This is a genomic window from Bradyrhizobium sp. BRP22 (assembly GCF_020194175.1).
In the GTDB taxonomy this organism is placed as follows: domain Bacteria; phylum Pseudomonadota; class Alphaproteobacteria; order Rhizobiales; family Xanthobacteraceae; genus Bradyrhizobium.
In genome coordinates this window covers 125656-149815 of sequence record NZ_JADYVX010000006.1, presented here as the reverse complement: position 1 = coordinate 149815, position 24160 = coordinate 125656, and the positions used below count along the sequence as shown (strand labels likewise).

Below are 24160 nucleotides of genomic sequence, written 5' to 3'. Positions count from 1 at the left end.
GACTCAGGTGTTAGCTAGCGTCGTAATTGCCTGCTACAAGCATGAAGCGTACATCGAGGAGTGTCTCGAGACTGTCTACCAGCAGACCTTCTCCGATGTCGAACTCATCGTGGTCGACGATCATTCTCCTGATAAGAGTTTTGAAATCGCGCAGCGACTCATTAAGAAGAAGTCCTTCGGCAAGCGCTTCGTGTCTTGCACGCTCTTGAGGAATCCTCTCAACCTCGGGGCGCACTACACCTGGAATAGAGCGTTGTCCCTCGCAAAGGGAGAAATGATCTTCTTCCTGAATTCGGATGATGCCTTTTCAAAGGACCGTGTTCAGATATTTGCGAGCCAGTACGGCCATGAGAAGCTGTTTTTCGGCTTTTCGGCTGTCGAGCCAATCGATGAACGCGGTAGGTCGATAACGACCCATCAATTTCCGACGAGTCTTCGGTATGCCATCGATCGGGCCCGAATAGCCGGTTCTCCGCTGTCATGGACGTTCCTTGACTCGCAGATCGCCGCTTCCACCGGCAATTTCGTGTTGAGTCGCGAGTTGCTGCGACAGGTTGGATGGTTGGCCGATTTGAAATACTGCCACGACTGGGATTTCGCTCTACGTGCCGTCACCGTAGTCGAGCCGAAATACGTGGAAGCGGATCGCTATATGTATCGGCTCCATTCGACGAACAGCTTTCGAAGCCTCAGCAACGTCGCTGAAAGCGAGACAAGGGCCTGTATGTCATCCTATTGCGTGAACGCGATAGCCCAAAGGCCAATGAACAGGACTTGCTTGAGCCCCATAAACTTCGGAGATGCGTTCTACAAATTTGTCAAGCTTCATCCAAACTTCAGTTATTGGGTGAAGCAATTGTATGTTCCCTATCATCCCGATCATAGGACTGTGGATTGGAATGAATGGACGATGCCACTCAACTGGCGATGATCCATACCGGGAAGTATCAGGCCAATAGATGGAAGACGCTACTGCAGCGGCTCGCCCATCTGTACCGTTAGCAGAGCTCTGGCTTATGGCTTGGAGCGGTCTTCTTCAGAACTTGATGTAGCGCATCGAGGCGGTCTGTTTGACAAGGCCATGTCGGCATTAGCCAGCCACCTTCGTCATTTTCATTCCAGGCATAGATCAGCGCAACGGGGGCCTGCTGGCCCGGTGCTTGAGCGGCGATCCACTCGAGAGATTGGGCCAAATGACCGGCGAGCTCTTCTTTTGTTGGTGCCGTAAAGAAGTTCTCCATGCCTTCTCCCGGACGTTGCTTCGTTTCCCATGGCACGGGTCGTTCAATGCGAGGGCGTCGATCCCATCCAGTCATCACAGTCGGCACCACAGGCAATTGACTCTTTTTGAGCTCATTCCACCCGCGTTCGGCGATTTGCGTGAGCTTGGCAAAAGTTCCTCGACCGTTGCCGATCGTAAGTGCGTATGATCCGACCGCGTCGCCCCCCATGTTTTTCGCTTCCCGCGCCAGGAAATTTTGATCGCCAGCTAGAACCAGATAGGGATTGCCTAGCCCCGCCTTGGTTGCAGCCTCTCTGAATTTCGCAAGCTGCTCCCTCAGGCCTGCGGTTCCTTGCCAGTTCCGTTGTACGGTTGCCTCATTGATGAAGCCCAAGAAATACAGAGGTCTGTTGCCAAATACCCGCAGGTAATTCTTGTCCGCCATGAGACCGATATGCTCTTGAGGCAGAGCCGTCAGTTTGGCGCGTGAGCCCCACCGGTTCAGCTCCGTGAACATACAGTATCTGAGACTGCCGCTCTTCGAGCTGGCCCTGAACTGATCGAGCGCCTTCGACATCGGATGGTTTGATCCGTAGGCAACGAATGCCCAATAGTCGAGTCCGGCAAAGACAGCTTGACCTATTTCCTTGTCCATTTCCTCCTGCGTGATGGCCGGGAAAGAAACGGCATCTGAATCATTGCCCTGGTCCCTGGCGAAGAATGGAGTTCTCCAGCGATATTTTTCGGGCGATAGTGAGTTCTCAACCGCTTGTGTCGGTGCCGAACCCGGCGAATACCATGCATCCCAGCGAATTGCGCCCACGAGAGGTCGAGACTTTGCTGCCGACGCGGCAAAACTCTTGAGGCTTAGAACGTGCAGGGAAGTCGGAACGAGACCTGCCGCTAGAGCGGCCACAATTGTTCTTCGAGTAAGCGTGCGAGGGCGCATTCTATCTCTCATTATCCCGGTCATTTAGAGTTCAGGTCTCCCGCGATACGCAACATAACACTGCACAAAGATGCGCGTTAACGTCTCTATTATCTGGTTGATTTTCCTCGAAATAACCTTACAACAATCAAGAATAGGTTCACATAGAAACTGAGATGCTGGGTCAATCCGCTTAGATTATACCGCATTCTTGCAGGATCAAGTTGCTCGAGCGGGAATTTTCGGAGTGAACCAATGTTAGGTATGATCAAGCCGGGAGCGCTGTAGGTTGGAAACAGAAACCTCGACACGGTCAAGTTTCGGCTTGGACCTGGATCTCAATGCGCTCTCGACGAATGAGGTCGAGCGAAGATTGAGAGACTTCTTTTCCGGTCGGATTGCTAATCCGAATCCGGAAGAATTGATTCAGTCAGTCAAGGAGTTGGAAGGGCGGTTCAGCGGTTCCAACGAATATCAGTTCGCGAAAGCCGCGGTTCTTGTGCAGGCCTGCGAGTTCGCACGCGCATTGGAAATTCTGGTTCGTCTTGCCAGGCAACTGCCTTCCGATTCTCGTATTCTGCATCGACTTGCCGTAACGCATTTGAACATGGGTTCCGCTCAAGAGGCGCAAGACACTTATCTTGCCGCGCTAGCCGTGGCTCCGAAGAGTGAGAATCTTCGTCGAGAATTCGCCGGCCTCTTGCGAGTCATGGAGGCAAAAAAGCTGCATGCCGGAGTGAGCCGTAAGAAGCACGGATTGTCTGTTGTGTGTGCGATCAAGAACGAGGCGGACGATCTGCTTGAGTGGTTGCATTTTCACAGACTGGCTGGCGTCGACCACTTCTATTTGTACGACAATGAAAGCACTGACGAGACGCGAACCGTTATAGAATCCTTTCCCTGGCCGGAAATGATCACGTACCACTACGTGGAGGGTGACTTTGGTCAAATGCGCGCATTTCATCACGCAATCGATAGCTATCGAAATAGCTCCGAATGGTGTGCGTTTATTGATGCCGACGAGTTTCTTTATCCCGTCGAAGGAGACAGCATCAAAGATATTTTAGAAGATGTTGCTTCAGCTCCGGCGGTCGCGGTTCATTGGCTGAATTTTGGATCGAACGGTCACGAAGAAAGGCCCCAAGGCCTCTGCATTGAGTCTTTTACGCGAAGGGCCCCTGATGATTTCCCGGACCACTATGTGATGAAATCGATCGTGCGGCCTGATGCGATCGTGGCATATCTCCATCCCCATCAGTCGCTCGTCCTGGGATGTTATGTCCAGGAAGATGGTACGCCGGTCTTTCCAATCGGTGGACGATGTTCAGTTCCAAAGCGCCGGAAGCTGGCCATCAATCATTACTATACAAAGTCTCGACAGCAGCTCTTGAAGAAGCGAGAGCGCGGAAGGCCTTTGGGGGAAGGTGACCCTGAGCGAATTCGCGCCATGGAATTCTTTACGCTTCGGGACCGGAACGATGTTGAAGATCTGACGATCCAAAAATTTCTTCCTGAACTGAAGAAGCTAATTCATAGCTGACCGCTACAATGTAAACATTGTGCATGACGCGGCCGACTCAAGCGGATAGGGCCCAGCTAGAGCATGATCCGGAAAACTGGGGATCGGTTTTCCCTCGCGACAAACGCGAAGCGTTTGCGCGAAGATCATGCTCAAGCAAAAGCTAAAGCGGGATCGCCCTTAGGACGGCTCCGTACGAAACGATTGGAGGATCGCTTCTGCGGCTTCTTTTTTGGGAAGCGGACGGAAGAACGACATGTCGCCAGCCGTCGCAATCTCGCGAGCTATTTCCCTGACGCAATGATAGTTGGGGCGTGAACCGAAGTCGTGGATGCCGATAATTGCGTTCAGATTGCAGTGCAACACAATCTGGGCAAAGCACGCAACTCGGAAACGACCATCGACGAGGTATAGATCCGCCGCGGTGCTATGGGGTATTTCCCATATAGCCGAGTGATAGTCCGGCCAGCGCGACTTCGTTGAGGCGTCGGTCGGAAAACCCCAATCGCCGGTTGGGCCGATGTCGACAAACATCAACTCGGGCTTTGTCTGACTCGAAACGCAGGCGGCCCGGACCTGATCTAGCCACTCCCGGGAAGAATCGATGGAAAGTATCGAATTCTTGACGTGCTTTGACGCGACGACAGTGCTTCCGCCGGTTCCGAACTCCACATAGTCGCGACTATTTCTTACGAAGGACAAGAACAGAGCCGCTTCCTCTGCCGACATTCTTGGTAACAATTGACGCTTCCTCCCAATTACGACCAGGCACAGCGAGGCTTAACGATTTGGCGCTAATTCAAGCACTCGCTCATCGTCGTCCGATGCTCTCATACTTGAATCCGGCCGATCGTACGTCCTCGGGCCGGTAGATATTCCGCAAATCCACGATCACCGGCGTCGCCATGCTTGTCTTGATCCGCTCGAGATCCAGCGCGCGGAACTGCCGCCACTCCGTCACGATCACCAGCGCGTCCGCGCCGCGGGCGCAGGAGTAGGGATCCTCGCAATATTCAATGCCGGATATTTCCTTCTTCGCCTGCTCCATGCCGACGGGGTCATGAGCCCTTACCTTGGCGCCGAAATCCAGGAGGCCGGCGATCAGCGGGATCGAGGGTGCTTCGCGCATATCGTCGGTGTCGGGCTTGAAGGTCAAGCCCAGCACGGCGATGATCTTGCCGCGGAGGTCGCTGCCGAGTGCGTTCGCGACCTTGCGCGACATCGCACGCTTGCGGTTTTCGTTGGCAGTCAGAGTTGCTTCGACAATGCGGAGCTGCACGCCGTAGTCGAGCGCGGTCTTCGACAGCGCGCGGGTGTCTTTCGGAAAGCACGAGCCGCCATAGCCGGCTCCCGCATGCAGGAATTTGGTGCCGATGCGGTTGTCGAGCCCGATGCCGCGCGCGATCTCTTGCACATTGGCGCCGACCTGTTCCGCAAGATCCGCCATCTCATTGATAAATGTGATCTTGGTCGCGAGAAAGGCGTTGGCAGCGTATTTGATCAGTTCGGCGGTGCGCCGGCTGGTGTAGAGGATCGGCGCCTGGTTGAGGTAGAGCGGGCGGTAGATCTCGCCCATCACCTTCCTGGCGCGCTCGTCTTCGGTGCCGACCACGATACGGTCGGGATGCTGGAAGTCGCGGATCGCAGCGCCCTCGCGCAGGAATTCCGGATTCGAAGCGACCGCAAAGTCGGCCGTCGGATTGGTCTCCCGGATGATCCGCTCCACTTCGTCGCCGGTCCCGACCGGCACCGTTGATTTGGTGACGATGACCGTAAAATCCTTCAGATGCGCCGCGATCTCGCGGGCGGCAGCATGCACATAGCTTAAATCCGCATGTCCATCGCCGCGGCGGGATGGCGTTCCGACCGCGATGAAGACGGCATCCGCCTGGGCGATGCAGGAAAGATCGGTTGCGAACTTCAGCCGGCCCGAATTCATGCCGGTCTCGACAAGCGTGTCGAGGTCGGGCTCGAAGATCGGAATCTTGCACTGCTTCAGCGCTGCGATCTTGTCGGCATCCTTGTCGATGCAGGTGACGTCATGACCGAAATCGGCAAAACAGGCTCCTGACACCAGGCCGACATAGCCAGCCCCAATCATCGCAATGCGCATCGTTGTATGGACCCATGTTGCCGATCACGAGAGGAGAGAAGCGATGCCGTTCCGAAGTGATCATCCGTTATGTTACTGGTTGAGCCCCACGCGTTTTGCCGCATAGCCCCGCTCCAGGATCGCCCGCCACCAGGGTTGCTCGTCGACATACCAACGCACGGTCTTCTCGATGCCGGTCTCGAAGTTCTCCTCCGCACACCAGCCGAGATCACGTTCGAGCTTTGAGGCGTCGATGGCATAGCGGCGGTCGTGACCAGGGCGGTCGGCGACGAAGCTGATCAAGCTGCGGCGCGGGCCTTGTGCGCTCGGGGCGATCTCATCGAGGAGATCGCAGATGCTTTCGACCACATGCAGGTTGGTGCGCTCGTTGCGGCCGCCGACATTGTAGGTCTCGCCGACCACGCCATGCTCGAGCACAAGCGTGAGCGCCTTGGCATGGTCCTCGACATAGAGCCAGTCGCGGATGTTCTTTCCATCGCCATAAACCGGCAGCGGCTCGCCGGCCAGGCCCTTGATGATCATGTGCGGAATCAGCTTTTCCGGGAAGTGATACGGGCCGTAATTGTTCGAGCAGTTGGTGACGAGTGTCGGCAATTCGTAGGTTTCGCGCCAGGCGCGCACCAGATGGTCGGAGGACGCCTTGCTCGCGGAGTAGGGCGAGTTCGGCGAATAGGCTGTCGTCTCGGTGAAGAAGCCATCGTCGCCGAGCGAACCGAACACCTCATCGGTCGAGATGTGCAGGAAGCGGAAGCGCGCCCGCTTCTCGGGCGACAGCGTGCGCCAATGGCGCAGCGTTTCCTGCAGGATGGTGAAGGTGCCGACGATGTTGGTCTGGATGAATTCGCCGGGGCCATCGATCGAGCGGTCGACATGGCTCTCGGCGGCCAGATTCATCACCGCGTCGGGCTGGTATTTCTCGAACAGCCGGCGCAGGCCGACGCCATCGCAAATGCACTGCTTCTCGAAGCTGTAGTTCAGGTTCTCCTTCGCGGTCGGCAGCGAGTCGAGATTGGCGGCGTAGGTGAGCTTGTCGATGTTGACCACGCGGGCGTGGCTGTCGCGAAGCAGATGGCGCACGACGGCCGAACCGATAAAACCGGCGCCGCCGGTGACAAAAATAGTCGAGCCCTTAAAGCGCATGATCTATCGCCTCCATGCTTTGGAATCAGCTCTTGTGTGAGCGGGCAACGGATTTCAGATATTCGCCATAGCTGCTTTTCGCGGTCTTCTCGGCGACCTTCTCGAATGCTTGCAGCGAGATGTAACCCTGACGCAGCGCGATCTCTTCGGGGCAGGCGATGCGCAAGCCCTGGCGTTGCTCGAGAATCTGGACGAAATGGCTGGCCTCGACCAGCGAGGAATGTGTGCCGGTGTCGAGCCAGGCAAAGCCACGGCCGAGCACCTCGACATAGAGGTCGCCGCGTTCGAGGTAGGCGTTGTTGACGTCAGTGATTTCGATCTCGCCGCGAGCCGACGGCTTGATCCGAGCCGCGATCTCGACAACGTCGTTGTCATAAAAGTATAGCCCGGTGACGGCTACGTTGGACTTTGGCTGCTTCGGCTTCTCTTCGATCGAGAGTGCACGGCCGGTGTGATCGAGCTCGACCACCCCATATTGCTCGGGCGTGTTGACGATATAGCCGAACACCGTCGCGCCCTTCCTGCGGATGGAGGCGGCGGACAGCATGCTCGGCAGTCCATGGCCGTAGAAAATGTTATCGCCTAACACTAGGGCGACGGAGTCCTGGCCGATGAAGTCGCGACCGACGATGAAGGCGTCCGCAAGTCCACGTGGCGTTTCCTGCGTGGCATAGGAAAAGCGCAAGCCGATCTCGCTGCCGTCGCCGAGCAGCCGCCGAAACAGCGGCTTGTCTTGCGGCGTCGAGATGATCAAAATGTCCCGAATTCCGCCCAACATCAGCGTCGACAGCGGATAATAGATCATCGGCTTGTCGAAGACGGGCAGAAGCTGCTTTGATACGACCGTAGTCACTGGGTAAAGGCGCGAGCCCGTCCCGCCGGCTAGGATAATGCCTTTCATAGCCCCTCACGTTTTACTATCACAAAACATAACATATAATGTGAGGTGCACAAGGTTGTTATCAATGCAGTGATAACATTGTGGGCCAGCAAATTTCGAAGTGTTGTGAAATGAATGTCATCCAGACCGAACTTCCCGGAGTCCTCATCCTCGAACCCAAGCTGTTCGGCGATCAGCGCGGCTTTTTTCTCGAAACTTATCAGTTCTTCCGATACGCCGAGCACGGGATCGCGCGGCCTTTCGTGCAGGACAACATGTCACGCTCGAGCTTCGGCGTGTTGCGCGGGCTGCACCTGCAAAATCCCGCCACGCAGGGCAAACTGGTTACGGCGCTGCGTGGCGAGGTACTGGATGTCGCCGTCGACGTACGGGTCGGCAGCCCGAATTTTGGACGCCACGTTGCCGTCGAATTGAGCGAAGAGAACAGGCGCCAACTCTGGGTCCCCCGCGGCTTCGCGCACGGCTTCGTCGTTCTCTCCGAGACCGCCGACTTTTTCTACAAATGTGACGATCTTTACAGCCCCAAAGATGAGGTCTCGATCCGCTGGGACGATCCCGCGATCGGCATCAACTGGGGTGTCGAAAAGCCGTCTTTGTCGGCCAAGGACGCCGTGGCGCCGCTCTTGGCCGACGTGCAAAACCTTCCAGTCTATGGGCAAGTCTGATGCGGATCTTGTTGACGGGTACCAACGGCCAGGTGGGCGGTGCATTGCAGCCCCTGCTGGCAAAGCATGGCGCGATCATCGCGCCCTCGCGCGCGGAGCTCGATTTGTCGAAGCCCGAGACGCTCGCTGAAAAGCTCGACGGTTTCAAACCCGATCTCATCGTCAACCCTGCCGCCTACACCGCGGTGGATCGCGCCGAAGACGAGCGCGAGCTCGCCTTCCTCGTCAATGCCAAGGCGCCGGAGGCGATCGCGAAGTGGGCGGCACAGCATCACGTGCCGCTGGTCCATTTCTCCACCGACTATGTCTTCGACGGCTCCGGCGACCAGCCGTGGCGCGAGGACAGTCCCACGAACCCGCTCTCGGTCTATGGCGCCAGCAAGCTGGCGGGCGACACGGCGATCCAGGCAGCCGGCGGACCGCATCTGATCGTGCGCACGTCCTGGGTCTATGCCGCCAAGGGCTCCAACTTTCTGCGTACAATTGCGCGGCTGGCCGGCGAGCGCAAAGAGCTGCGGATCGTCGCGGACCAGATCGGGGCTCCGACAACGGCGAGCGCGATTGCCGACGCGGTCGCCGGCATCGTGTTGCCGGATGTGTCGGACTTGAACGCGCTGTTCGTACGCCACGGCGGCGTGGTCAATCTCGTATGCGCCGGCGAGACCAGTTGGCACGGCTTCGCAAGTGCCATTGTCGCCGGCCTGAGGTCGCGCGGCGTGGAGCTCGCCGTGGAGACCATCGTTCCGATCGCGACCGCGGAGTTTCCGACCAAGGCCACGCGGCCAGGTAATTCTCGGCTCGATCTGTCGCGCCTGAAAGATCGGTTCGGAGTGATCACGCCAGCTTGGCAGGATGCATTGACACCGGAGCTCGATAATTTCGTCGCGCTGCAAAGGCCGCCGGCAAACTCGTGAGTAACGGGCGCCTCTTCTCGGCACGTTATTGGCGAGGGAGCGCGCGGCGTCGGTGGATCGCCGTCGCATCAAAATCCCAACGGCACGTCTCGGGCTATTGTGACATGGTTATACCGGGGGGCGCGAGGTCCCGGCGGCCAAGCCAGGCCGCTATAAGGAATCCCATCGCGTGACAGCAGGGGGTTGTAGGCCGGGTCTTGGTTGAGCAACTCGCCCCAGCGTGCGCGAAGTAGAGTGCGCTCACGTTCGAACCGATCCCGTCGGTCCGCCCGAACGTCCTTGCCACGGCTGGCGGATTCGGCGTGGACCAGCTTCGCGTGCGGCGTGAAGACGATGCGCTTGCCGGCCACGCGCAGGCGCAGGCAATAGTCGACATCGTTGAATGCCACCGCGAAACGAGCTTCGTCCATGCCGCCGACGGCAAGATAGTCGCTTCGTCGGGTCACGAGGCAGGCCGCTGTTAGCGCGCTGCATTGGTGGGCGACGAGTAGCTGATCAACAAAACCGGGATCATCGCTGAATCTATCGGTGTAGGCGTGGGCCGCCTCGAAGTTCATTCCCAGCACGACACCGCCATGCTGCACGACGCCGCCCGGCCAGGTCAACAGCGCACCGACCGCGCCGACATCCGGCTCGGCCAGTCGCGCGAGCATCTCCTCGAGCCAGTCGTCGGAGCTTGCTTCGATATCGTTATTGAGCAGACACAGGACATCGCTATCGAGCATCGCAGCAGCCTGGTTGTTGAGCCTTGCGAAGTTGAACGGCCCCTCGATCCGCAAAGTCCGGACGCCGTGTCGGGACAGATCTACGAGATAGTCGACCGTCTTCGGGTCGGCGCTATCGTTGTCAACGACCAGGACGTCGGCACGGCAACGCTCGATCGCAGGTGCAATGCTGTCGAGACAGGTGCGCAGAAGCGAGAGGCGGTCGCGGGTCGGGATCATCACGGTCACCCGCTCGCGCGGAATCGACCGCCTAATTCGGACCGCGGGAAATAGATTGCCTTGCTGCCGGCTCACTTCTGCCGCGACGCCGCGCGCGCGCAGATGCATGTCGCTCGCGGCGGCAAGCCGGGAGCCGGCGTTCACCCGATTGAGTTTCGGCAGGGCTGCCAGGGCTCCCGGCAAATGAAGGATGTTTGCCTGTCGTGGACCGATATGATCGAACAGGGAGTTGAAAAGCCGATAGAGGTTGTCAGGACGCGCCTCAAGTCCCGCGAGCAGGGCGTCTCGTCGGACTGCGAACAGGTGCGCACAATATCCCTGCTCGAGCATCCTCTCGTAATCGAACGCCGGAAAGGCAAGCGGCCACAAGCGCCCATCGTCGGCGAGAAAGTCAAGATCGCCGTACATGGCCGTAGCATCCGGATAGGCCTCGAATGCGGCTGCGATGCGAGCCAGCGCATTCTGTTCGAGCGACATGCCCGCCATGGTGACGACGACATGCTGTGCATCGGGTGCGGCGTCTTCGAGAAACTCAAGGAGGGCATCGCTGTCGATGGAAAGCGGTGGACCGTCGATGACACCCGCGGTCCAGTGTTCGTGGCTCTGCGCCTCCAGCGTGGAGAGCGTTTGCTGAGCCCCGGCGGTGCCGGCGACAACGACAGCCACTTGAAGCCGGCTTGCTTGCGGTTCTGGTAACGGGAAGCGATCGCGCCAGTTTGCATAGTCGGCGAGGGGAAGCGAGGCCGGAATGAGCTGATCGTACAATTTGCCGCGCAGGCGTTCGGCGCCGTGATCCCCGATCGCGTCAATCATTCCGGCAAGACCGTCGGGAAATGCGACAAAGACGGCCGTTGCCGGGACCTGCTCGCCGTCGTCCTTGCGCAGACCTATTCTGTGGACACGTCCGTCGGCGAAGCGCTGTGGGACGTGGAAATCGAAAGTACGGACGTTGCGTGATCCATGCCTGTTGGCATCGTCGCCGATGTGCCTCCAGGCCGTCGCCCGGACCTGCGCAACAGTTTCTCCATCGACGATCGCTTCAAGCGTGGCGGCGATTTCGCTATCGATCCAGCCTTCGAAATGCAGGCCACCCAGCCAGCGCAGTTCGCAGGTCGGTCGCAGATCGACAAGTGGGCTTTCATTCTCCAGGTCGATGGGGTGTCCGATCGGAGTTCCGAGATTGGCCAGGCGTGCCTCAAGGACGCTCGCGGCTTGGAGCAGATCCGGCTTGAGGGTTACCGCGAAGCCATAAGCGCCATCCAGCTCCTGCTGCTGGAGTTCCGGAACAATGGCGTCGGCGTAGGACGTTCTCAGGACCAGACCGTCGAGCAGGATATCGACGGTGAAACGGCGCTCCGGAGCTTCGGGATCGAATACGAAGCCAGATACGGTGCCGTCGTGAGCGAGCGCTAGCCGGCTGATCAATTTCGGTTTGGCCGCCGGCACCGTACGAGTGATGCGCGCGATGCTCATGATCGCCAAACCCAGTCGACCACAGCATCGACAAATCCTGCCTCATCCACATTGGCAGGAACGGCAAGGTCGCGCTTGCGAGGTTTGGTCGATCTGCCCGACCAGTCGCGATATGCGACGGGTCTCGATGCCTGCTTTGCGGTCTCAATCAGCGGATGACCGAACGTTGGTTCCTCGAAATCGGTGAGCAGCCAACCCGGGTCATGCGGTGCCAGAACATCGCCAAGCTCGTCCGCTGCGACCGCGCCAGTTATGAAGACATTCGAGTACGACATCAGACGATCGTCGTCACACGTCGTGCCGGCGATAACGATCGATCGGGATGGCGCTCGTCGTTGCAGGCGATCCGCCAAACGCCGCATCACGCGCAAGGATGCGGGCGAGGGTACGGATGGAACGATGGCAAACGATTTGCGCGAGCCGGAAAGCGGCGGCAGGTTAAGGGAACGGGTTGGCCAATCCTGGAGGACGATATTGCGCCTGGGCCACCTGGTCTGGGCAAAAGCCTTGGCCGCTTTGCTGGGAACGAGGAGAGGTACGTCGTCGGGGAGCGAGACGGCCGCCTCGCCCAGGTTTCCTTTGACCAGCCAGAAATTGAGCGGAAGGTCGAGTTTTCGCATCAAATCGATCAACCGCGGCAACGGATTCGGCTCGACGATTTCGACACGTTTTGCACGCAACCGTGTAAGGATTTCGACGGCGTCGGTGATGGCCTCTTCCGTGCCCAGTCTCAAATGGACCGCCTGCGGACTCGTGCCGTCGGCGGCCTTGAGATGATGGACATCGCGTTCTCGCCATAGCAGAACCGGGCGCTCACCATGCTGGCGGAGATGACGCGCTCGCTCCTCGGCCACAGCAGAACAGGTGCGTTGATTTCCGACAATCAGCACGGATGATTCTGACGACCAGGGCAGTGCGCGCTCGAGCGCCGCGCGCGCCGCCTGCAATGGATCGGCGGTCTCGAACGCGCGGCATTCATTCCGATAGTTTGGGAATCGCTGGTCCAGAACGTCCAGATTGCGAAGCACCAGGCCTCGCTTCTCATGTTGGAACGATTTCGATCCGTGATGTCCGACATAGACCGACGGTGCGCAAACATTGCGAAAGCCTTTGGCGCGTGCGCGAAGACAGAGATCCACATCCTCGAGATAGCCGCGCTCAAATGTTTCCGACAGCCCGCCGATGGCATCGAGACAGGCGCGCGTGATATAGAGACAGAACCCGATGCCGCTTGGGACGTCGATTGCCTCGCCAGTGTTGGCAATACCCGCGACACGATCGATCTCGAGTATTTGCTCGTAGTCGGGCATCGGATTGACGTCGTTCGGCACCGGAAACGAGAAGATATCGCCGCTATTGGAAAGCGGCGTGACCGTCCCGATGTTCGGTGCCGAACGCGCCACCGCTGCCAATCGATCAACAAAGCCGGGTGCTGCAATGGTATCGGAATTGAGCAGCACGACGTCGCCAGTCGGCACTTCCTTCAGCGCGCGATTGATCGCCCCGACGAAGCCGAGATTTACGGCGTTCACAACAAGGTTGATCCTGTTGGCCGCGGCAAGCTCTTGCAGGTAGCGTCGGAGCTCCACCTCCGGGCTGGCATCATCGATGGCCAGAATGCGGAAAGGATCTTTTCCGAACCCGCCGGAAGCTCTTGCCTTGAGGAGGCTTTCAAAGCAGTCGATGGTTGCCTGCACGTCACGATAGACAGGAACGATGACGGTGGGGGCGAAGGTGCGAGAGCTTGACCGAGGGGAGGGATGCGCGGCGGCCCGGGCTCCCGCCAACGGAGACAAGTTGGGTGCGAGCCGCCGCATCTGGACGAGCGCGCCGTCGCATTTCAACGTCAGCGTCTGAGGTGTCCTGGATGGTGGCCGCCTGACCAGAAAGGCGGTCGCCTGAACGTCCCTGCTGGCCAAGGGATGAAATGAATTGGGCTCGAGCAGGCTCGTTAAAGTGCCGTCGTCAGTCGCGAGACTCGCTTCGACTGTGGTTGCCTTCGTCCAGGCGACCCAGCCCGTCAGATGATTGTCAAACACCGAGCATGCGGCCCAGTGCCGATCCCCAGCTCGCCGGAGTTCGGTGATGGCAGCTCGCAGGACCGCTGGATTGCCGTCACGGCTTATCAGATTGGCCGCCGCGACCCGCCGCCGATCGTCCGTGGCCCAGGCAAGCATTCGACGGTTGGCACCGACATCAGAAGGGTCGACAAGAAGCGCTTCGGTGAGGTCGGCCAGCGCCGCTTCTCCGCGTCCAAGCTTCCAGTTCGCCTCCGCGCGGAGAACGAAGCAATGGGCGGCCGGCGGCGGTTCAACACGGCAGCGGCGATCGGCATATTTGAACGCCGCGACAAAGTCCTCGGCGGTCAGCGCCTGCGCCGCCAAGCGCTCGAGCGCGATATGCGAGCGAGGTCCGACAGGTGCTGGCGCGTCAATGACGGTGTCGAGAACCATTTGACGGTGCCCTGACCAATTGAGGTCGCTTGCCGACGTTCCGAACTCTCATTGTCCGGATCGCTCTTGGATCAAAATCTGATCGGACAGAATCGGATCATGATCCACAGTGCTTGAGCATAATCTCCTGCGTTGGTTGCGAGGAGAACCGGTTTCCACTTCTTCGGATCACGCTCTAGGTGACCGAACTTTCTTGCCGTGCCCGGCTGCGGAACACTCGGACCCGCCCCGAACCGGCAGGCTTTCGCGGCCTTACGGGCGGTGCGACGTGCTCTGCGGCCGCAACCCGTTCGATGCCGATGCGAATGCCAACCAGAGGCTCGCGGTTGGTCGGGCCTGACAGCACCACGCGTTTGCCGACGGCGCGCAAGGTTGGTGCGTTCAAGAACCCCGCTTCCGCGACGAACTCCAATTCATCGGTGCCGCTCATCTCCAGGACCATGCCCGTAATGGGCAGGGCTCGGCCACGTGTGCCAGCGTAGGCCCCGAGCGGGACCATCCTGCCGCTCCCCGCCTGACCGTTGGCGAACTGGACTGCATAGCGGACATCAACACCGGCTGGCTTCTCCGGCCATTCCAGGGCCACGCCTTCAACGCGAGACGGTGCCGCTGGGCCCGCAATCCACGCGTTGGCTCCGACAATGACGTCGCCGCGACCTGCCACGTGGCCAAGCACCTTCAGGCCCTCCGTCGCGGCATTCGCGTGCAAGCCCCGGCTTTCGCTTTGTGTCGCGACGACGTTCGCTCGGCCGGATTGGATCGGTTCAATGCGAACCACGGCGGCTTGTGATCCTCCAACTCGCATGGGCTGGACTTGGACCTGCAGAGTGCCAGGCGTGTTGACCCGGACCACCAGGCCGGAATTCGGCTCCCAAAGAGTCGGCCCGGTCGCGTCAGGATGCAGGATGATCTCCATCCGCTTTTCGTGGCCATCGGCCGGAGTGACCGTGACGTGAGGCGGAGAGAGGGAGTCTTCGGCACTCCTGTAGTTCACGAAGAACAATCCGCGGTCGAGACTCACCACTTTCTGCCGCTCAGCATCACTCATTAGGTACCCCCGAAACAAACCATAACAATTGCAATCCACTTCAGTTCGCCATCATATCATATCTGGCCGCCAAAATGTTAGACATGTTTGTTATCATGTACTGAGCAAACTTCGGGCAGATGGGGCCCAAGCCGCCATGCAACCAGAAATCGTAGTTTCCGTTTTTTCCCGTAGGGATCTTGCCTTGCCAGAACGCGAAACCGGTTGTCACGGCAAGGCACCTGCTGCGTCAGCAAAGGCAAATCAGGGAAGAGCCCTCAAGCGTGAGGACGAGCGCCATTGTGTGGATCCCGACGTCGAGAGGGAGCGGCGGATATACTCAGTCTCCGCGCTCAACGACGCGGCCACCCGGCGCAGCCTGTCGTTTTCATCTCTCAGCAGTGCGATGGAGTCGGCGATGTTCTCAGCGCTACTCAGATCGAGATGCCGGATTTGCGGTTGGCAGTCGGAAGGAGGTCGTTTGAATTTCATAGCGTTGCCCACACGCTTGCCCTTGCATTCCCAAGACTACACCGAGTTTCAACATTTGTATGCCCAAGGCAAAACCAAAAGTTGCATGTAGTTGCGACTAATCGACGAATTTTGGGGCAGGAAGATGTCAGAACAAGTGAAAGCGCTTCAGTCGATGCAGAATTGCAGCATTCTAATCATTGGGAACTTTGCCAACACATCGGCGGCGTGTCGAATGATCGTTTGATGACTCGCGATTGATACCTGCGCCGCAGAAGATTCTTGCTATAAGCACAACGCGCAAGCTTCAGTTCATTCTCGATTGGCGCACAGCTCCAAGCAGAGGCGACAGCATCGTCGATGAAGATTTTATTCGTTCACAATAACTTCCCGGCGCAGTACCGCAATCTGGCGGAGTCGCTGGCTAACGAACCCGGCTTCGAGCTCGTTGCCGTTGGTGCATCGAGTGCGCAGTCGATGCCTTTAGTTAAGTTGATTAAATATATGCTGCCCGAGGCCGATGTTTCCGGAACTCATCCTTTTGCCAGACGATTTGACCTTGAGTGCCGGCGCGCAGAGCAAGTTCTCTACAGCCTTTCAACCTTGGCTGCGTCAGGCTTCGCACCGGACTTGATTCTGGCCCATCCTGGATGGGGCGAGACGCTGCCGTTGCGCACGATGTTTCCCAGGGCAAGATTGTTCGTCTATTGCGAATTCTTTTACGGCGCCGAGGGGCGCGACATCGGATTCGATCCGGAGTTTCCGATGTCCGGACTGGACGGCCATATCGGGCTGCAGCTCAAGAATGCAACGACATTGCTCGCGCTGGCAGATTGCGACCTCGGAATCTCGCCTACCAATTGGCAGCAATCGACCTTTCCCTTGCATTATCAAAGCAAGATCGAAGTGATACATGAAGGAATTGCTACATCGCGTGTGCGGCCGAATCCGCAGGCCCGTCTAATGCTGCCGAGCGGCCGGGAAGTCGGGCAATCGGATGAGATTGTGACGTTCGTCGTACGCAATCTCGAACCGCTGCGAGGCTACCACGTCTTTATGCGTGCGCTCCCTGAGATCCTCAGGCGGCGACCCAATGCACAAATCGTCATCATCGGCAGGGACGGACTGTCCTATGGACTTCCCCCACCGGCAGGCAAGACCTGGAAGTCGATCTTCCTCGACGAGGTACGCGATCACTTGGATCTGTCGCGCGTCCATTTCATGGGAGGCGTGACATATCAGACGTTCATTTCAGCGCTCCAGGTATCATCCGCACATGTCTACCTGACCTATCCCTTCGTGCTGTCCTGGTCGGTGCTGGAAGCGATGAGCGCCGCCTGCCTGGTGATTGGATCCGATACGCCTCCGGTGCGCGAGGTCATCAGTTCCGGCGAGAACGGGGTGCTGGTTCCGTTTTTCGCAGTCGATGAGCTGGCCGCACGCGTGATTGAAGCGCTGCAGGAACCCAGACGATTCGCATCGATCCGGCAGGCCGCGCGCCGCTTCGTTATCGATCACTATGATGCAGAGCAGGTCTGCATACCGCGAATGCGTCGTATCCTCGACTTGAAGGCGTCATCCACGTCTTCGCCGCGGAACTTTTGGCCGGGTCGCGTGCCGTCGGCAATGCAGAAAGGCACCAGGCGCGCTTCTCGCAAATCGCCCGCCCCAGCCGGAATAGAAGCCTCAGGCGAATAATAGAGCGTTGGTCTTTCGTAGGCCGAGCGACGTGCTGCACTCCGGGCGTCGTACTGACAACGTCAGCGCGAATGAGGCGGCAACGGCGACATCGACCTTTGCGGGCCGCCAAAATGTTGCGAGCGGTTCAGGCATCTTGTGAGGTTCGGCCCGGTAAACCCCCATTCGTCGCCCGCTGCGTCTGGCGTCACGATGCCAAACCCCGAACGATCAATCAATCGCGAGGGCTTGCGAACATCGTCGCAAGCGCACACGAATCAATGCCGCATATCAGGCGACTGGGGCGACCACTCTCGGCAACGTGATGGTATGAGAAGAATCATACAATTGATGTGGACATGGTCAGTCCTATCTCCATCACAGGCAGAACAATGACGCGGCCGGCATCACCGATCGTCGCGCAGCGTAGCGGCCGTTCTTGATCGCAATGAGAAACTCCAATCGTGATCGGACTGCTCGCGAAATAATCACCGCGAGAGCAAAATTCGTGCTGCACGATCAATCCGCTGGCACGCGATTTGCGAGCTACGCGAACAGCATACTGAGTTGGGTATCGGATATGATCAAAGCACGGATTATTCATGGAATGAGTACGGATTGCAGGCAGCCGGCGCTTCTTATTCTTGCTATCCTGCTGTCACTTTTTGCATTCGGGCCCGCCCGCGCACACGATTATGGGCATCCCGAGTTGAACCATTGGTATGAGAGCCTGCACAGTGGCAAGGGCCCCTGCTGTGACGGCACAGATGCAAAGCGTGTCGATGACGCCGATTGGGAAAGCAAGGATGGTCACTATCGGGTGCGCATCGATGGCGAGTGGGTCGACGTCCCCAGGGAAGCTGTCGTCGACGGACCGAATCTCGCCGGCCGAGCGATGGTGTGGCCGTATTATCAGGACGGTCATCCGAAACCGCGTTGCTTCATGCCGGGCAGCATGAGTTGATATATGACCGTCCGAGTTACTTACTGGACTGGATGAGCTTGCCTCAGCGCAGCGCGTGACGTCGACGTTTCGTTGGGGCGAAACGCCAATTGCGCCGCTGAAGTAAATACGCGTGACCGAATGAGAATGGTGGCGACCAAGCCGGTGATTCCTGATGCTGCCAAGATCATGGCAACAACCACGAATTGGTAGATGGCCGCGTAGACCGGACTGGCGCCCGAGACCATCATGCCGGCCATAACTCCGGGGATCCACACCAGCCCGAGAGACTTCAGCATATCGAGCCGGGGCAAAAGGCTCGCATAGACGGCGCTTTGAAAATAAGGCACAACTGTAGCCGCGGGCTCCGCACCTAACGTGAGGCCTGCTTCGATCTGACCGACATGGGCTAGAATCTCGGCCCGGAAGCGCTCGGCGGCTTGCGCGCATGCATTCATCGCATTGGCGATGATCATGCTGCCAACAGGCACGAGGATCGCGATGTCGGCCCGAAGGCTCCGGGTCGCGAGCATCGCCGCGATCACGGTTCCCGCACCGGCGGCAATCGCCCAGAAGCACAGCAGTAGCGCACCTTCCATTTGCTGGAGGCGGCGAGCGGCCGTGAATGCTGCGGCAATCGTCATCATCAACAGGATGAGAGTGCCAATCAGCAGGCTGCCGTGCAGCAAGACCGCCAGCACCATTCCAACGAGAACCATCTGCACGAGGCCGCGTGCCATAGACACGGCCGCTTCGCGCTCGACGCGAACGGCATGCCACCGGCAAAGCGCCACCACCGCTGCGCACAGCACGATGGCGCCGACAGCCTGGGCGAGACCCATCAAGACGTCATTGCCGATGCCGCCCTCCAGTTCAGTCAGCATGCAGCACCTCCCTGGTTGCGCCGATCGCGACAAGCCGGCCCGCTTCCATGATCATGGTTCTGTCCGCAAGGCGGACTGCCTGCTCACGGTTGTGCGTGACGATCACGCACGCCATTCTCCGCTCTTGAACAATGCCGAGTACGAGTTCCTCGACCCCGCGCACGGAGGCCTCATCCAGCGCGGAGGTCGGCTCGTCGAGCAACAGAACCTCAGGGGCATTCGCCAGCGTTCGAGCCAGCGCCACGCGTTGGGCCTCGCCTCCGGAAAGATTGCCGACGTCGCGGTCGGCGAACCCCGATAAGCCGACCCGTTCGAGCAGTGTTGCGATCTGTGTCGGCGCCATGATTTCACCGCGCTGCCGCGGTCCGAAAGCGATGTTCGCAGAGATGGTGCCGGGAAACAGAAAAGCCGTCTGCATGACCATGCCGATGCGCCGCCGCAACTCCTGCGGCGCGATTGACCGGTAGTCGGTGGCCTTGAGCAGAACCAAGCCGGCGGTGGGCTCATCGAGCCGGTTGAGCAGCCGCAGGAACGACGACTTCCCGGCTCCACTCGGGCCGACGACGGCGAGAATCTCACCCGTCGCGACCTGCATACTGATGTCATTGACGAGCAGTCGCTGCCCGACGCTCCGCGACAGATGCCTCGTTTCCAGCATCACGATCCCCGGCTGGGGCCGGTTCTCGCCTCGACCAGGTATGCGCGCGAACGCTGCTGCGTCGGCGGGATCGTTCGAGAGGGCAGGGTTCGTCACAGAGTCTCTTTCGCCACGACGCGCTGCTGAATTGCCGCTATGCTAATCCCGAGGTCCACCAAAACGGCGGCGGCTTTGGCTGCGACGGCTTCGGCCGAGAGTCGCGTGGCTCGGATGCGATCATCCTACTGTTTCAAACGAGCAGACGCATCTGCGATCTGCTGCGCGCTCGCGCGGAGCGCCGCCTCTTCCCGCTCGCTCATCTGCGGCATGAGAATGCGCTCGATGCCGGCAGCTCCGATCACCGAGGGCAGGGAGAGGCTGACCCCAAAAGCTTTTTGCGGGCTCGACACCGGAAGAACAACCTTCTCATCCCGCAGAACCGCCTCGGCTATTCGCGCGGAGACGATTCCGATCCCGTACTGACTGGCGCCGATCCCCTCGATGATGGTGATGTTGGCCTGGCGGACGTCGCGCTCAATCTGCTGCTTTGTTTCCGCCGGCCGATCGAGAAGTGTTTCGACCGGACTGCCGGCAATTCGGGCGGCCGACCAGAGAAAGACGCTCGAAGTCCCGTGTTCGCCGAGCACCAGGGCATCTACGGCGGTTGGAGCAACGCCGAAGTGCCGGGCGAGATGCGTCCGGAAGCGCAGGCTGTCAAGGAAGGTACCGGTGCCGAACACGCGCTTGTGCCCGGCCGCGGCGCGGGCGACGTCGGTGAGCGGATCCGGCGGATCGGTCACGACGATGACCACGGCGTCCGGCGCAGCAGCGGCGATGGCAGGAACGAGTTCCCGGTAGATCTTGGCATTGGCGGTGAGGAGTTTCAGCCGACCTTCCTTGTCGTTCCGGTCGGTGGCGCCTCCGGTCTTTTCGTTGACGCCGGCCGTCAGGAGAATGACCGAGCAGCCGGCCAGGTCCGCGATGTCGCCGCTGCGAACACCGGTCATATCGCCCATCGCCGCTCCGTAGGTGATATCCGTGGCGATCCCGACGCTCCTCGCCGGTGTCCTGTTCACGAGCACGACGTCGTCCGCGCTGCGCCGAAGAGCCAGCGCCATCGCACAGGCGGCGCCGACCGCGCCGGCCCCGACAATTCCGACTTTCCGCATCGTCTATCACTCCTGCGCAGGTACCAAACCCTTGCCCTCATGCGAATATAGAGGAGGGGCGCTGAGCGATAAAGCGAGTGCACCGGTGCTTGATCGCAAGCGTCGTGCTTATTCGAAAGCCCTCACGCGTGAGGGCAGACGTGCGTATGGATTCGCCGGCTAAGGCGATTGTGCGCCGAAACGTTCGAACTGCTGCTCCTCGTCATTGGTGGCGAGCATCGCGGCCAGCGCGGCACATTGAGTGCGGATATCGGGGATCGCGATGATCTCCCAGAATGCGGCGCGGGTGAGTGGCCCCACGGCGAACAGCCGCCGTGACGGAACGCCGTCGCGATTGATGATCGCGCAATCAGCGCTGGTCTCGATGCCGATGCAAAGAGGATCGACGCGTGCCAGACCTTGGTCGAATAGACTGCGAACGGCGGGATTGGCGCTGGCGCGAGGATCCTTGACGATCCCCGTACAATCGACGATGGCGCCGACCTCTAGGCTGCGGATTTCGCGCTGGCCGCGTGGTCGGTAACGAACCGAGGCACCCGCTTCGTTGGGTTCAATGCCGATTATTTTCCCTGCCACGAGGGTCAAATGGCCGGCATAAAGAGCATGTGCAATCCTTGCCTCCACCTCGGGTGCCATGCGATGGCGATGCACATCCCACCAGGCGCGTGCATGTTCGAGGAAGCGTCGCTTGGAGGCAGGCGGAAGCTCGCGCCAGAGCCGCTGCGTGTAGGGCCGGATGCCATCGATGACGCTGCGCCAGTCGCCCCCTTGGGCGACGTGCGTATCGACACGGCCACGAATCCAGCGCAGCAGTCGGCTGATATCGACGCCGAACGGAACCTCCCTCTCTTCAATGCGCACCGGGTCGGCGCGGCGATGAGCTTTCGCCAACAGACCGCGTCGTGACATGCCGATGATCGGCCCACGGTGTCCATCAGCGAGAAGCGACAAGACATAGTCGACCATGGTGAGACCAGTTCCAAGGATCAGCACAGCGTCGTCGTTGGCGATGCCGGCGCTAGCCGGGGATACCCAGGGATCGAGATAGCCGGGAGAACTGGATCTGGTGTCGTGCCCAGTGGCGAGAACGACGATATCGCCGACATAACGCCTGCCGTCATCGAGCATCGCCACGACGTCGGTCGGACGTTCGCTGACGCTAACGCAGCTGCCTTGTACGATCGAGAGTCGCGGGGAGGCACCTGCGTTGGATGTCAATGGCCCGAGCAGGCTGGCGATATAGTCTCCATAGATACGCCGGGGTACGAAACAATAGGGGTCGGGACAGAGCAGCGTGTCCGCGCCACGCGAGGTAAGCCAGCGCCAGAAATGATCGGGCTGGTCCGGCAGAGCGCTCATGTTGGCGACGCGCACGTTGAGCAGATGCTCGAGATTGCCGCTGTGATAGGCAAGGCCACGCCCAATGTCCGGGCGCTTCTCGATCAGCGTTACGTGAAAATCGCAAGCTGGATGGTGCAAGAGCTGATAGGCCAGCAGAACGCCGCTGGCCCCACCGCCAATGATGATCGCGTGCCGCGATGCGGATCGGCTCATGCCAATTGCCCGTCACATCAGGTCAGTGTAGCACGGGAAATGCTCGGCCGCAGAAAAAGATAACTTGATTTCTCCAACTCCGTCAGGAGGGGTGGTTCACTTCTGAGAACCGGCGGCTGCGTAGTTCGTTTCGTCGCCGCAGGGAAAATTCCCACTCCGTTGATGGCGAACTTTTTGAAAGCGGGCTCCCATGTTCCTGAGCGAGCAAGACCTGGCCGAACTGATCATCTGGCGACGTAACCTCCACCGCAGGCCAGAATTGTCGGGACAGGAGAAAGAGACAGCGCAGGCCGTGCAGGCCCTGCTTCGGGCGACGGGAGCGGATGAGATTGTTACGGAACTCGGTGGGCATGGTGTTCTCGGTATCTACAGGGGCGATGCACTTGGCCCAACGATCATGCTTCGCGCCGAGCTGGACGGACTACCGATTCAAGAGACATCTGCGAGACCGCATCGATCCATAACGCCCGGAAAAGCCCATTTGTGCGGTCACGACGGTCATATGACCATTCTGGCGGCAGTCGCGCGCGGCCTCGGTCGAAAACGCCCGCGGTGCGGGCAAGCCTTGCTGCTGTTTCAGCCGGCTGAGGAGGATGGATCGGGCGCCGCGGCCGTCCTTGCCGACAAGAAGTTTGATCAAGTGCAGCCGGATTTCGTATTCGCCTTGCACAACCTGCCGGGTCTCCCGCTGGGGCATGTCGCTATTGCCGATGGCTTGGTCAATTGCGCATCACGCGGCATGCAGATCAAATTGTCCGGGCGAACGGCGCATGCGTCAAATCCGGAGCTGGGCGTTTCTCCGCAACGAGCTGTCGTCCGACTGTTGAGCGATATCACCGGGTTGGGACGGGGAGGGACGCTCGATCAGGAGTTCTCAATGGTCACGGTGACCCATGCGCGGCTGGGAGAGCCGGCGTTCGGCATCTCGCCAGGATACGCCGAAGTTTGGCTGACGCTTCGCACGTTGACGGACGCAAGGATGGAAACTCTTCGTTCAAGCGCGGAGCAGCTAGTCAGGCGCGTTGCGGATAGTGAGCGGTTGGAAGTCGATGTCGTCTACCGCGACGTGTTCGGTCATTGCACGAATGCGCCGGAGGCCGTTGCCCGCCTGAAGGATGCGCTGGATGCGGAAGAGATCGAATATTCGGGGCAGGGACTTCCGTTGCGGGGATCGGAGGATTTCGGCCTGTTCAATCGGCGGTCAAGATCCGCGATGTTTTTTCTCGGCGCCGGCGTGGACCATGCCGGCTTGCATGTTTCGAACTATGATTTTCCGGACGAATTGATCGAAATCGGCTCGAGAGTGTTCATGCGTACGTTGCGAGATTTGCTGGGTTGAAGTCCGTGCGCTGTCTGAATTGTCGGAAGCCGAATCGAGAGATGTGATTGCCATAAATTCCCGAGCTTTCATGGAAAGAATTCCCGAATCTCGGCCAGGCAGGATGCGCAGTCCTTTCGGTTACAGAATCATCATGGGCCACCAGCGTTCATCACGCGCACGGTGCGCATTCTTTAGAATGATTTCA

Annotated in this window: 19 protein-coding genes and 1 pseudogene; 7 read left to right on the top strand and 13 right to left on the bottom strand. The window is 59.3% G+C overall.

The window, feature by feature from the left end:
• Positions 1 to 7 precede the first annotated feature (7 nt).
• On the top strand, positions 8 to 931 hold the full coding sequence (locus tag I6F35_RS10750) for a glycosyltransferase family 2 protein (RefSeq protein ID WP_225117633.1): 924 nt from the start codon (positions 8 to 10) through the stop codon (positions 929 to 931).
• A gap of 67 nt (positions 932 to 998) precedes the next feature.
• On the opposite strand, the gene I6F35_RS10745 is transcribed toward I6F35_RS10750, so the two are convergent.
• Positions 999 to 2045, bottom strand: coding sequence for a hypothetical protein (locus I6F35_RS10745; RefSeq protein ID WP_225117632.1), 1047 nt, complete (start codon positions 2043 to 2045; stop codon positions 999 to 1001).
• A 394-nt stretch (positions 2046 to 2439) separates the two neighbouring features.
• On the opposite strand from I6F35_RS10745, the gene I6F35_RS10740 reads away from it, so the two are divergent.
• Positions 2440 to 3690, top strand: coding sequence for a glycosyltransferase family 92 protein (locus tag I6F35_RS10740; RefSeq protein ID WP_225117631.1), 1251 nt, complete (start codon positions 2440 to 2442; stop codon positions 3688 to 3690).
• 159 nt (positions 3691 to 3849) lie between these two features.
• Here the strand turns inward: I6F35_RS10740 and I6F35_RS10735 are convergent, their stop codons facing one another.
• From I6F35_RS10735 to rfbA, 4 genes are all read right to left on the bottom strand, one after another.
• On the bottom strand, positions 3850 to 4398 hold the full coding sequence (locus I6F35_RS10735) for a hypothetical protein (RefSeq protein WP_225117630.1): 549 nt from the start codon (positions 4396 to 4398) through the stop codon (positions 3850 to 3852).
• An 82-nt stretch (positions 4399 to 4480) separates the two neighbouring features.
• Entirely contained in the window at positions 4481 to 5782 is a 1302-nt protein-coding gene (locus I6F35_RS10730; RefSeq protein WP_225117629.1) for a UDP-glucose/GDP-mannose dehydrogenase family protein, read from the bottom strand.
• Positions 5783 to 5854: 72 nt separating this feature from the next.
• Positions 5855 to 6922 carry a dTDP-glucose 4,6-dehydratase gene (gene rfbB, locus I6F35_RS10725; protein ID WP_225117628.1) on the bottom strand — a complete coding sequence of 356 codons (1068 nt, stop codon included), beginning with the start codon at positions 6920 to 6922 and terminating at the stop codon, positions 5855 to 5857.
• A 25-nt stretch (positions 6923 to 6947) separates the two neighbouring features.
• Positions 6948 to 7823 carry a glucose-1-phosphate thymidylyltransferase RfbA gene (rfbA, locus tag I6F35_RS10720; RefSeq protein WP_225117627.1) on the bottom strand — a complete coding sequence of 292 codons (876 nt, stop codon included), beginning with the start codon at positions 7821 to 7823 and terminating at the stop codon, positions 6948 to 6950.
• A gap of 110 nt (positions 7824 to 7933) precedes the next feature.
• Between rfbA and rfbC the strand changes: the two genes are divergently transcribed.
• Both rfbC and rfbD read left to right on the top strand, forming a co-directional pair.
• On the top strand, positions 7934 to 8488 hold the full coding sequence (rfbC, locus tag I6F35_RS10715; RefSeq protein ID WP_225117778.1) for a dTDP-4-dehydrorhamnose 3,5-epimerase: 555 nt from the start codon (positions 7934 to 7936) through the stop codon (positions 8486 to 8488).
• Positions 8488 to 9402 carry a dTDP-4-dehydrorhamnose reductase gene (gene rfbD / locus I6F35_RS10710; RefSeq protein ID WP_225117626.1) on the top strand — a complete coding sequence of 305 codons (915 nt, stop codon included), beginning with the start codon at positions 8488 to 8490 and terminating at the stop codon, positions 9400 to 9402. The genes rfbC and rfbD overlap by 1 nt, the downstream gene beginning before the upstream one ends.
• Before the next feature lie 68 nt (positions 9403 to 9470).
• On the opposite strand, the gene I6F35_RS10705 is transcribed toward rfbD, so the two are convergent.
• From I6F35_RS10705 to I6F35_RS10695, 3 genes are all read right to left on the bottom strand, one after another.
• Positions 9471 to 11819, bottom strand: a complete 2349-nt coding sequence (locus I6F35_RS10705) for a glycosyltransferase family 2 protein (protein WP_225117625.1) — start codon at positions 11817 to 11819, stop codon at positions 9471 to 9473.
• Positions 11816 to 14272: a glycosyltransferase gene (locus tag I6F35_RS10700; RefSeq protein WP_225117624.1), complete on the bottom strand. Its 2457-nt coding sequence runs from the start codon at positions 14270 to 14272 to the stop codon at positions 11816 to 11818. The genes I6F35_RS10705 and I6F35_RS10700 overlap by 4 nt, the downstream gene beginning before the upstream one ends.
• A gap of 175 nt (positions 14273 to 14447) precedes the next feature.
• Positions 14448 to 15320, bottom strand: a complete 873-nt coding sequence (locus tag I6F35_RS10695) for a hypothetical protein (protein ID WP_225117623.1) — start codon at positions 15318 to 15320, stop codon at positions 14448 to 14450.
• A gap of 810 nt (positions 15321 to 16130) precedes the next feature.
• On the opposite strand from I6F35_RS10695, the gene I6F35_RS10690 reads away from it, so the two are divergent.
• Both I6F35_RS10690 and I6F35_RS10685 read left to right on the top strand, forming a co-directional pair.
• The gene (locus tag I6F35_RS10690; protein ID WP_225117622.1) at positions 16131 to 17468 is read left to right on the top strand and encodes a glycosyltransferase; all 1338 of its coding nucleotides are present in this window, start codon (positions 16131 to 16133) and stop codon (positions 17466 to 17468) included.
• A gap of 559 nt (positions 17469 to 18027) precedes the next feature.
• Positions 18028 to 18411: a hypothetical protein gene (locus I6F35_RS10685; RefSeq protein ID WP_225117621.1), complete on the top strand. Its 384-nt coding sequence runs from the start codon at positions 18028 to 18030 to the stop codon at positions 18409 to 18411.
• Between the two features lie 20 nt (positions 18412 to 18431).
• Here the strand turns inward: I6F35_RS10685 and I6F35_RS10680 are convergent, their stop codons facing one another.
• From I6F35_RS10680 to I6F35_RS40475, 5 genes and pseudogenes are all read right to left on the bottom strand, one after another.
• Positions 18432 to 19274 carry an ABC transporter permease gene (locus I6F35_RS10680; protein WP_225117620.1) on the bottom strand — a complete coding sequence of 281 codons (843 nt, stop codon included), beginning with the start codon at positions 19272 to 19274 and terminating at the stop codon, positions 18432 to 18434.
• A complete protein-coding gene (locus tag I6F35_RS10675; protein ID WP_225117777.1) occupies positions 19264 to 19932 on the bottom strand; it encodes a phosphate ABC transporter ATP-binding protein in 669 nt (222 codons plus the stop codon). The genes I6F35_RS10680 and I6F35_RS10675 overlap by 11 nt, the downstream gene beginning before the upstream one ends.
• Before the next feature lie 221 nt (positions 19933 to 20153).
• Positions 20154 to 21080 carry an L-lactate dehydrogenase gene (locus I6F35_RS10670; protein WP_225117619.1) on the bottom strand — a complete coding sequence of 309 codons (927 nt, stop codon included), beginning with the start codon at positions 21078 to 21080 and terminating at the stop codon, positions 20154 to 20156.
• Positions 21081 to 21239: 159 nt separating this feature from the next.
• Positions 21240 to 22208, bottom strand: a complete 969-nt coding sequence (locus I6F35_RS10665; protein ID WP_346283154.1) for a hypothetical protein — start codon at positions 22206 to 22208, stop codon at positions 21240 to 21242.
• Between the two features lie 3 nt (positions 22209 to 22211).
• Positions 22212 to 22634: pseudogene (locus tag I6F35_RS40475) on the bottom strand (FAD/NAD(P)-binding protein); the annotation flags it as partial.
• A gap of 190 nt (positions 22635 to 22824) precedes the next feature.
• Here I6F35_RS40475 and I6F35_RS10660 point away from each other — a divergent pair.
• On the top strand, positions 22825 to 23973 hold the full coding sequence (locus I6F35_RS10660; protein ID WP_225117617.1) for an amidohydrolase: 1149 nt from the start codon (positions 22825 to 22827) through the stop codon (positions 23971 to 23973).
• The last annotated feature ends 187 nt before the right edge of the window (positions 23974 to 24160 follow it).

Bases quoted from the DNA above. Each gene is read 5' to 3' on its own strand.
- I6F35_RS10700 (WP_225117624.1), bottom strand. From the start codon at position 14,272: ATGGTTCTCGACACCGTCATTGACGCGCCAGCACCTGTCGGACCTCGC.
- I6F35_RS10695 (WP_225117623.1), bottom strand. From the start codon at position 15,320: ATGAGTGATGCTGAGCGGCAGAAAGTGGTGAGTCTCGACCGCGGATTG.
- I6F35_RS10685 (WP_225117621.1), top strand. From the start codon at position 18,028: ATGATCAAAGCACGGATTATTCATGGAATGAGTACGGATTGCAGGCAG.
- I6F35_RS10675 (WP_225117777.1), bottom strand. From the start codon at position 19,932: ATGCTGGAAACGAGGCATCTGTCGCGGAGCGTCGGGCAGCGACTGCTC.
- I6F35_RS10660 (WP_225117617.1), top strand. From the start codon at position 22,825: ATGTTCCTGAGCGAGCAAGACCTGGCCGAACTGATCATCTGGCGACGT.
- rfbA (WP_225117627.1), bottom strand. From the start codon at position 7,823: ATGAAAGGCATTATCCTAGCCGGCGGGACGGGCTCGCGCCTTTACCCA.
- rfbD (WP_225117626.1), top strand. From the start codon at position 8,488: ATGCGGATCTTGTTGACGGGTACCAACGGCCAGGTGGGCGGTGCATTG.
- rfbB (WP_225117628.1), bottom strand. From the start codon at position 6,922: ATGCGCTTTAAGGGCTCGACTATTTTTGTCACCGGCGGCGCCGGTTTT.
- rfbC (WP_225117778.1), top strand. From the start codon at position 7,934: ATGAATGTCATCCAGACCGAACTTCCCGGAGTCCTCATCCTCGAACCC.
- I6F35_RS10705 (WP_225117625.1), bottom strand. From the start codon at position 11,819: ATGAGCATCGCGCGCATCACTCGTACGGTGCCGGCGGCCAAACCGAAA.
- I6F35_RS10670 (WP_225117619.1), bottom strand. From the start codon at position 21,080: ATGCGGAAAGTCGGAATTGTCGGGGCCGGCGCGGTCGGCGCCGCCTGT.
- I6F35_RS10730 (WP_225117629.1), bottom strand. From the start codon at position 5,782: ATGCGCATTGCGATGATTGGGGCTGGCTATGTCGGCCTGGTGTCAGGA.
- I6F35_RS10665 (WP_346283154.1), bottom strand. From the start codon at position 22,208: ATGCTCGATGACGGCAGGCGTTATGTCGGCGATATCGTCGTTCTCGCC.
- I6F35_RS10680 (WP_225117620.1), bottom strand. From the start codon at position 19,274: ATGCTGACTGAACTGGAGGGCGGCATCGGCAATGACGTCTTGATGGGT.
- I6F35_RS10690 (WP_225117622.1), top strand. From the start codon at position 16,131: ATGAAGATTTTATTCGTTCACAATAACTTCCCGGCGCAGTACCGCAAT.
- I6F35_RS10735 (WP_225117630.1), bottom strand. From the start codon at position 4,398: ATGTCGGCAGAGGAAGCGGCTCTGTTCTTGTCCTTCGTAAGAAATAGT.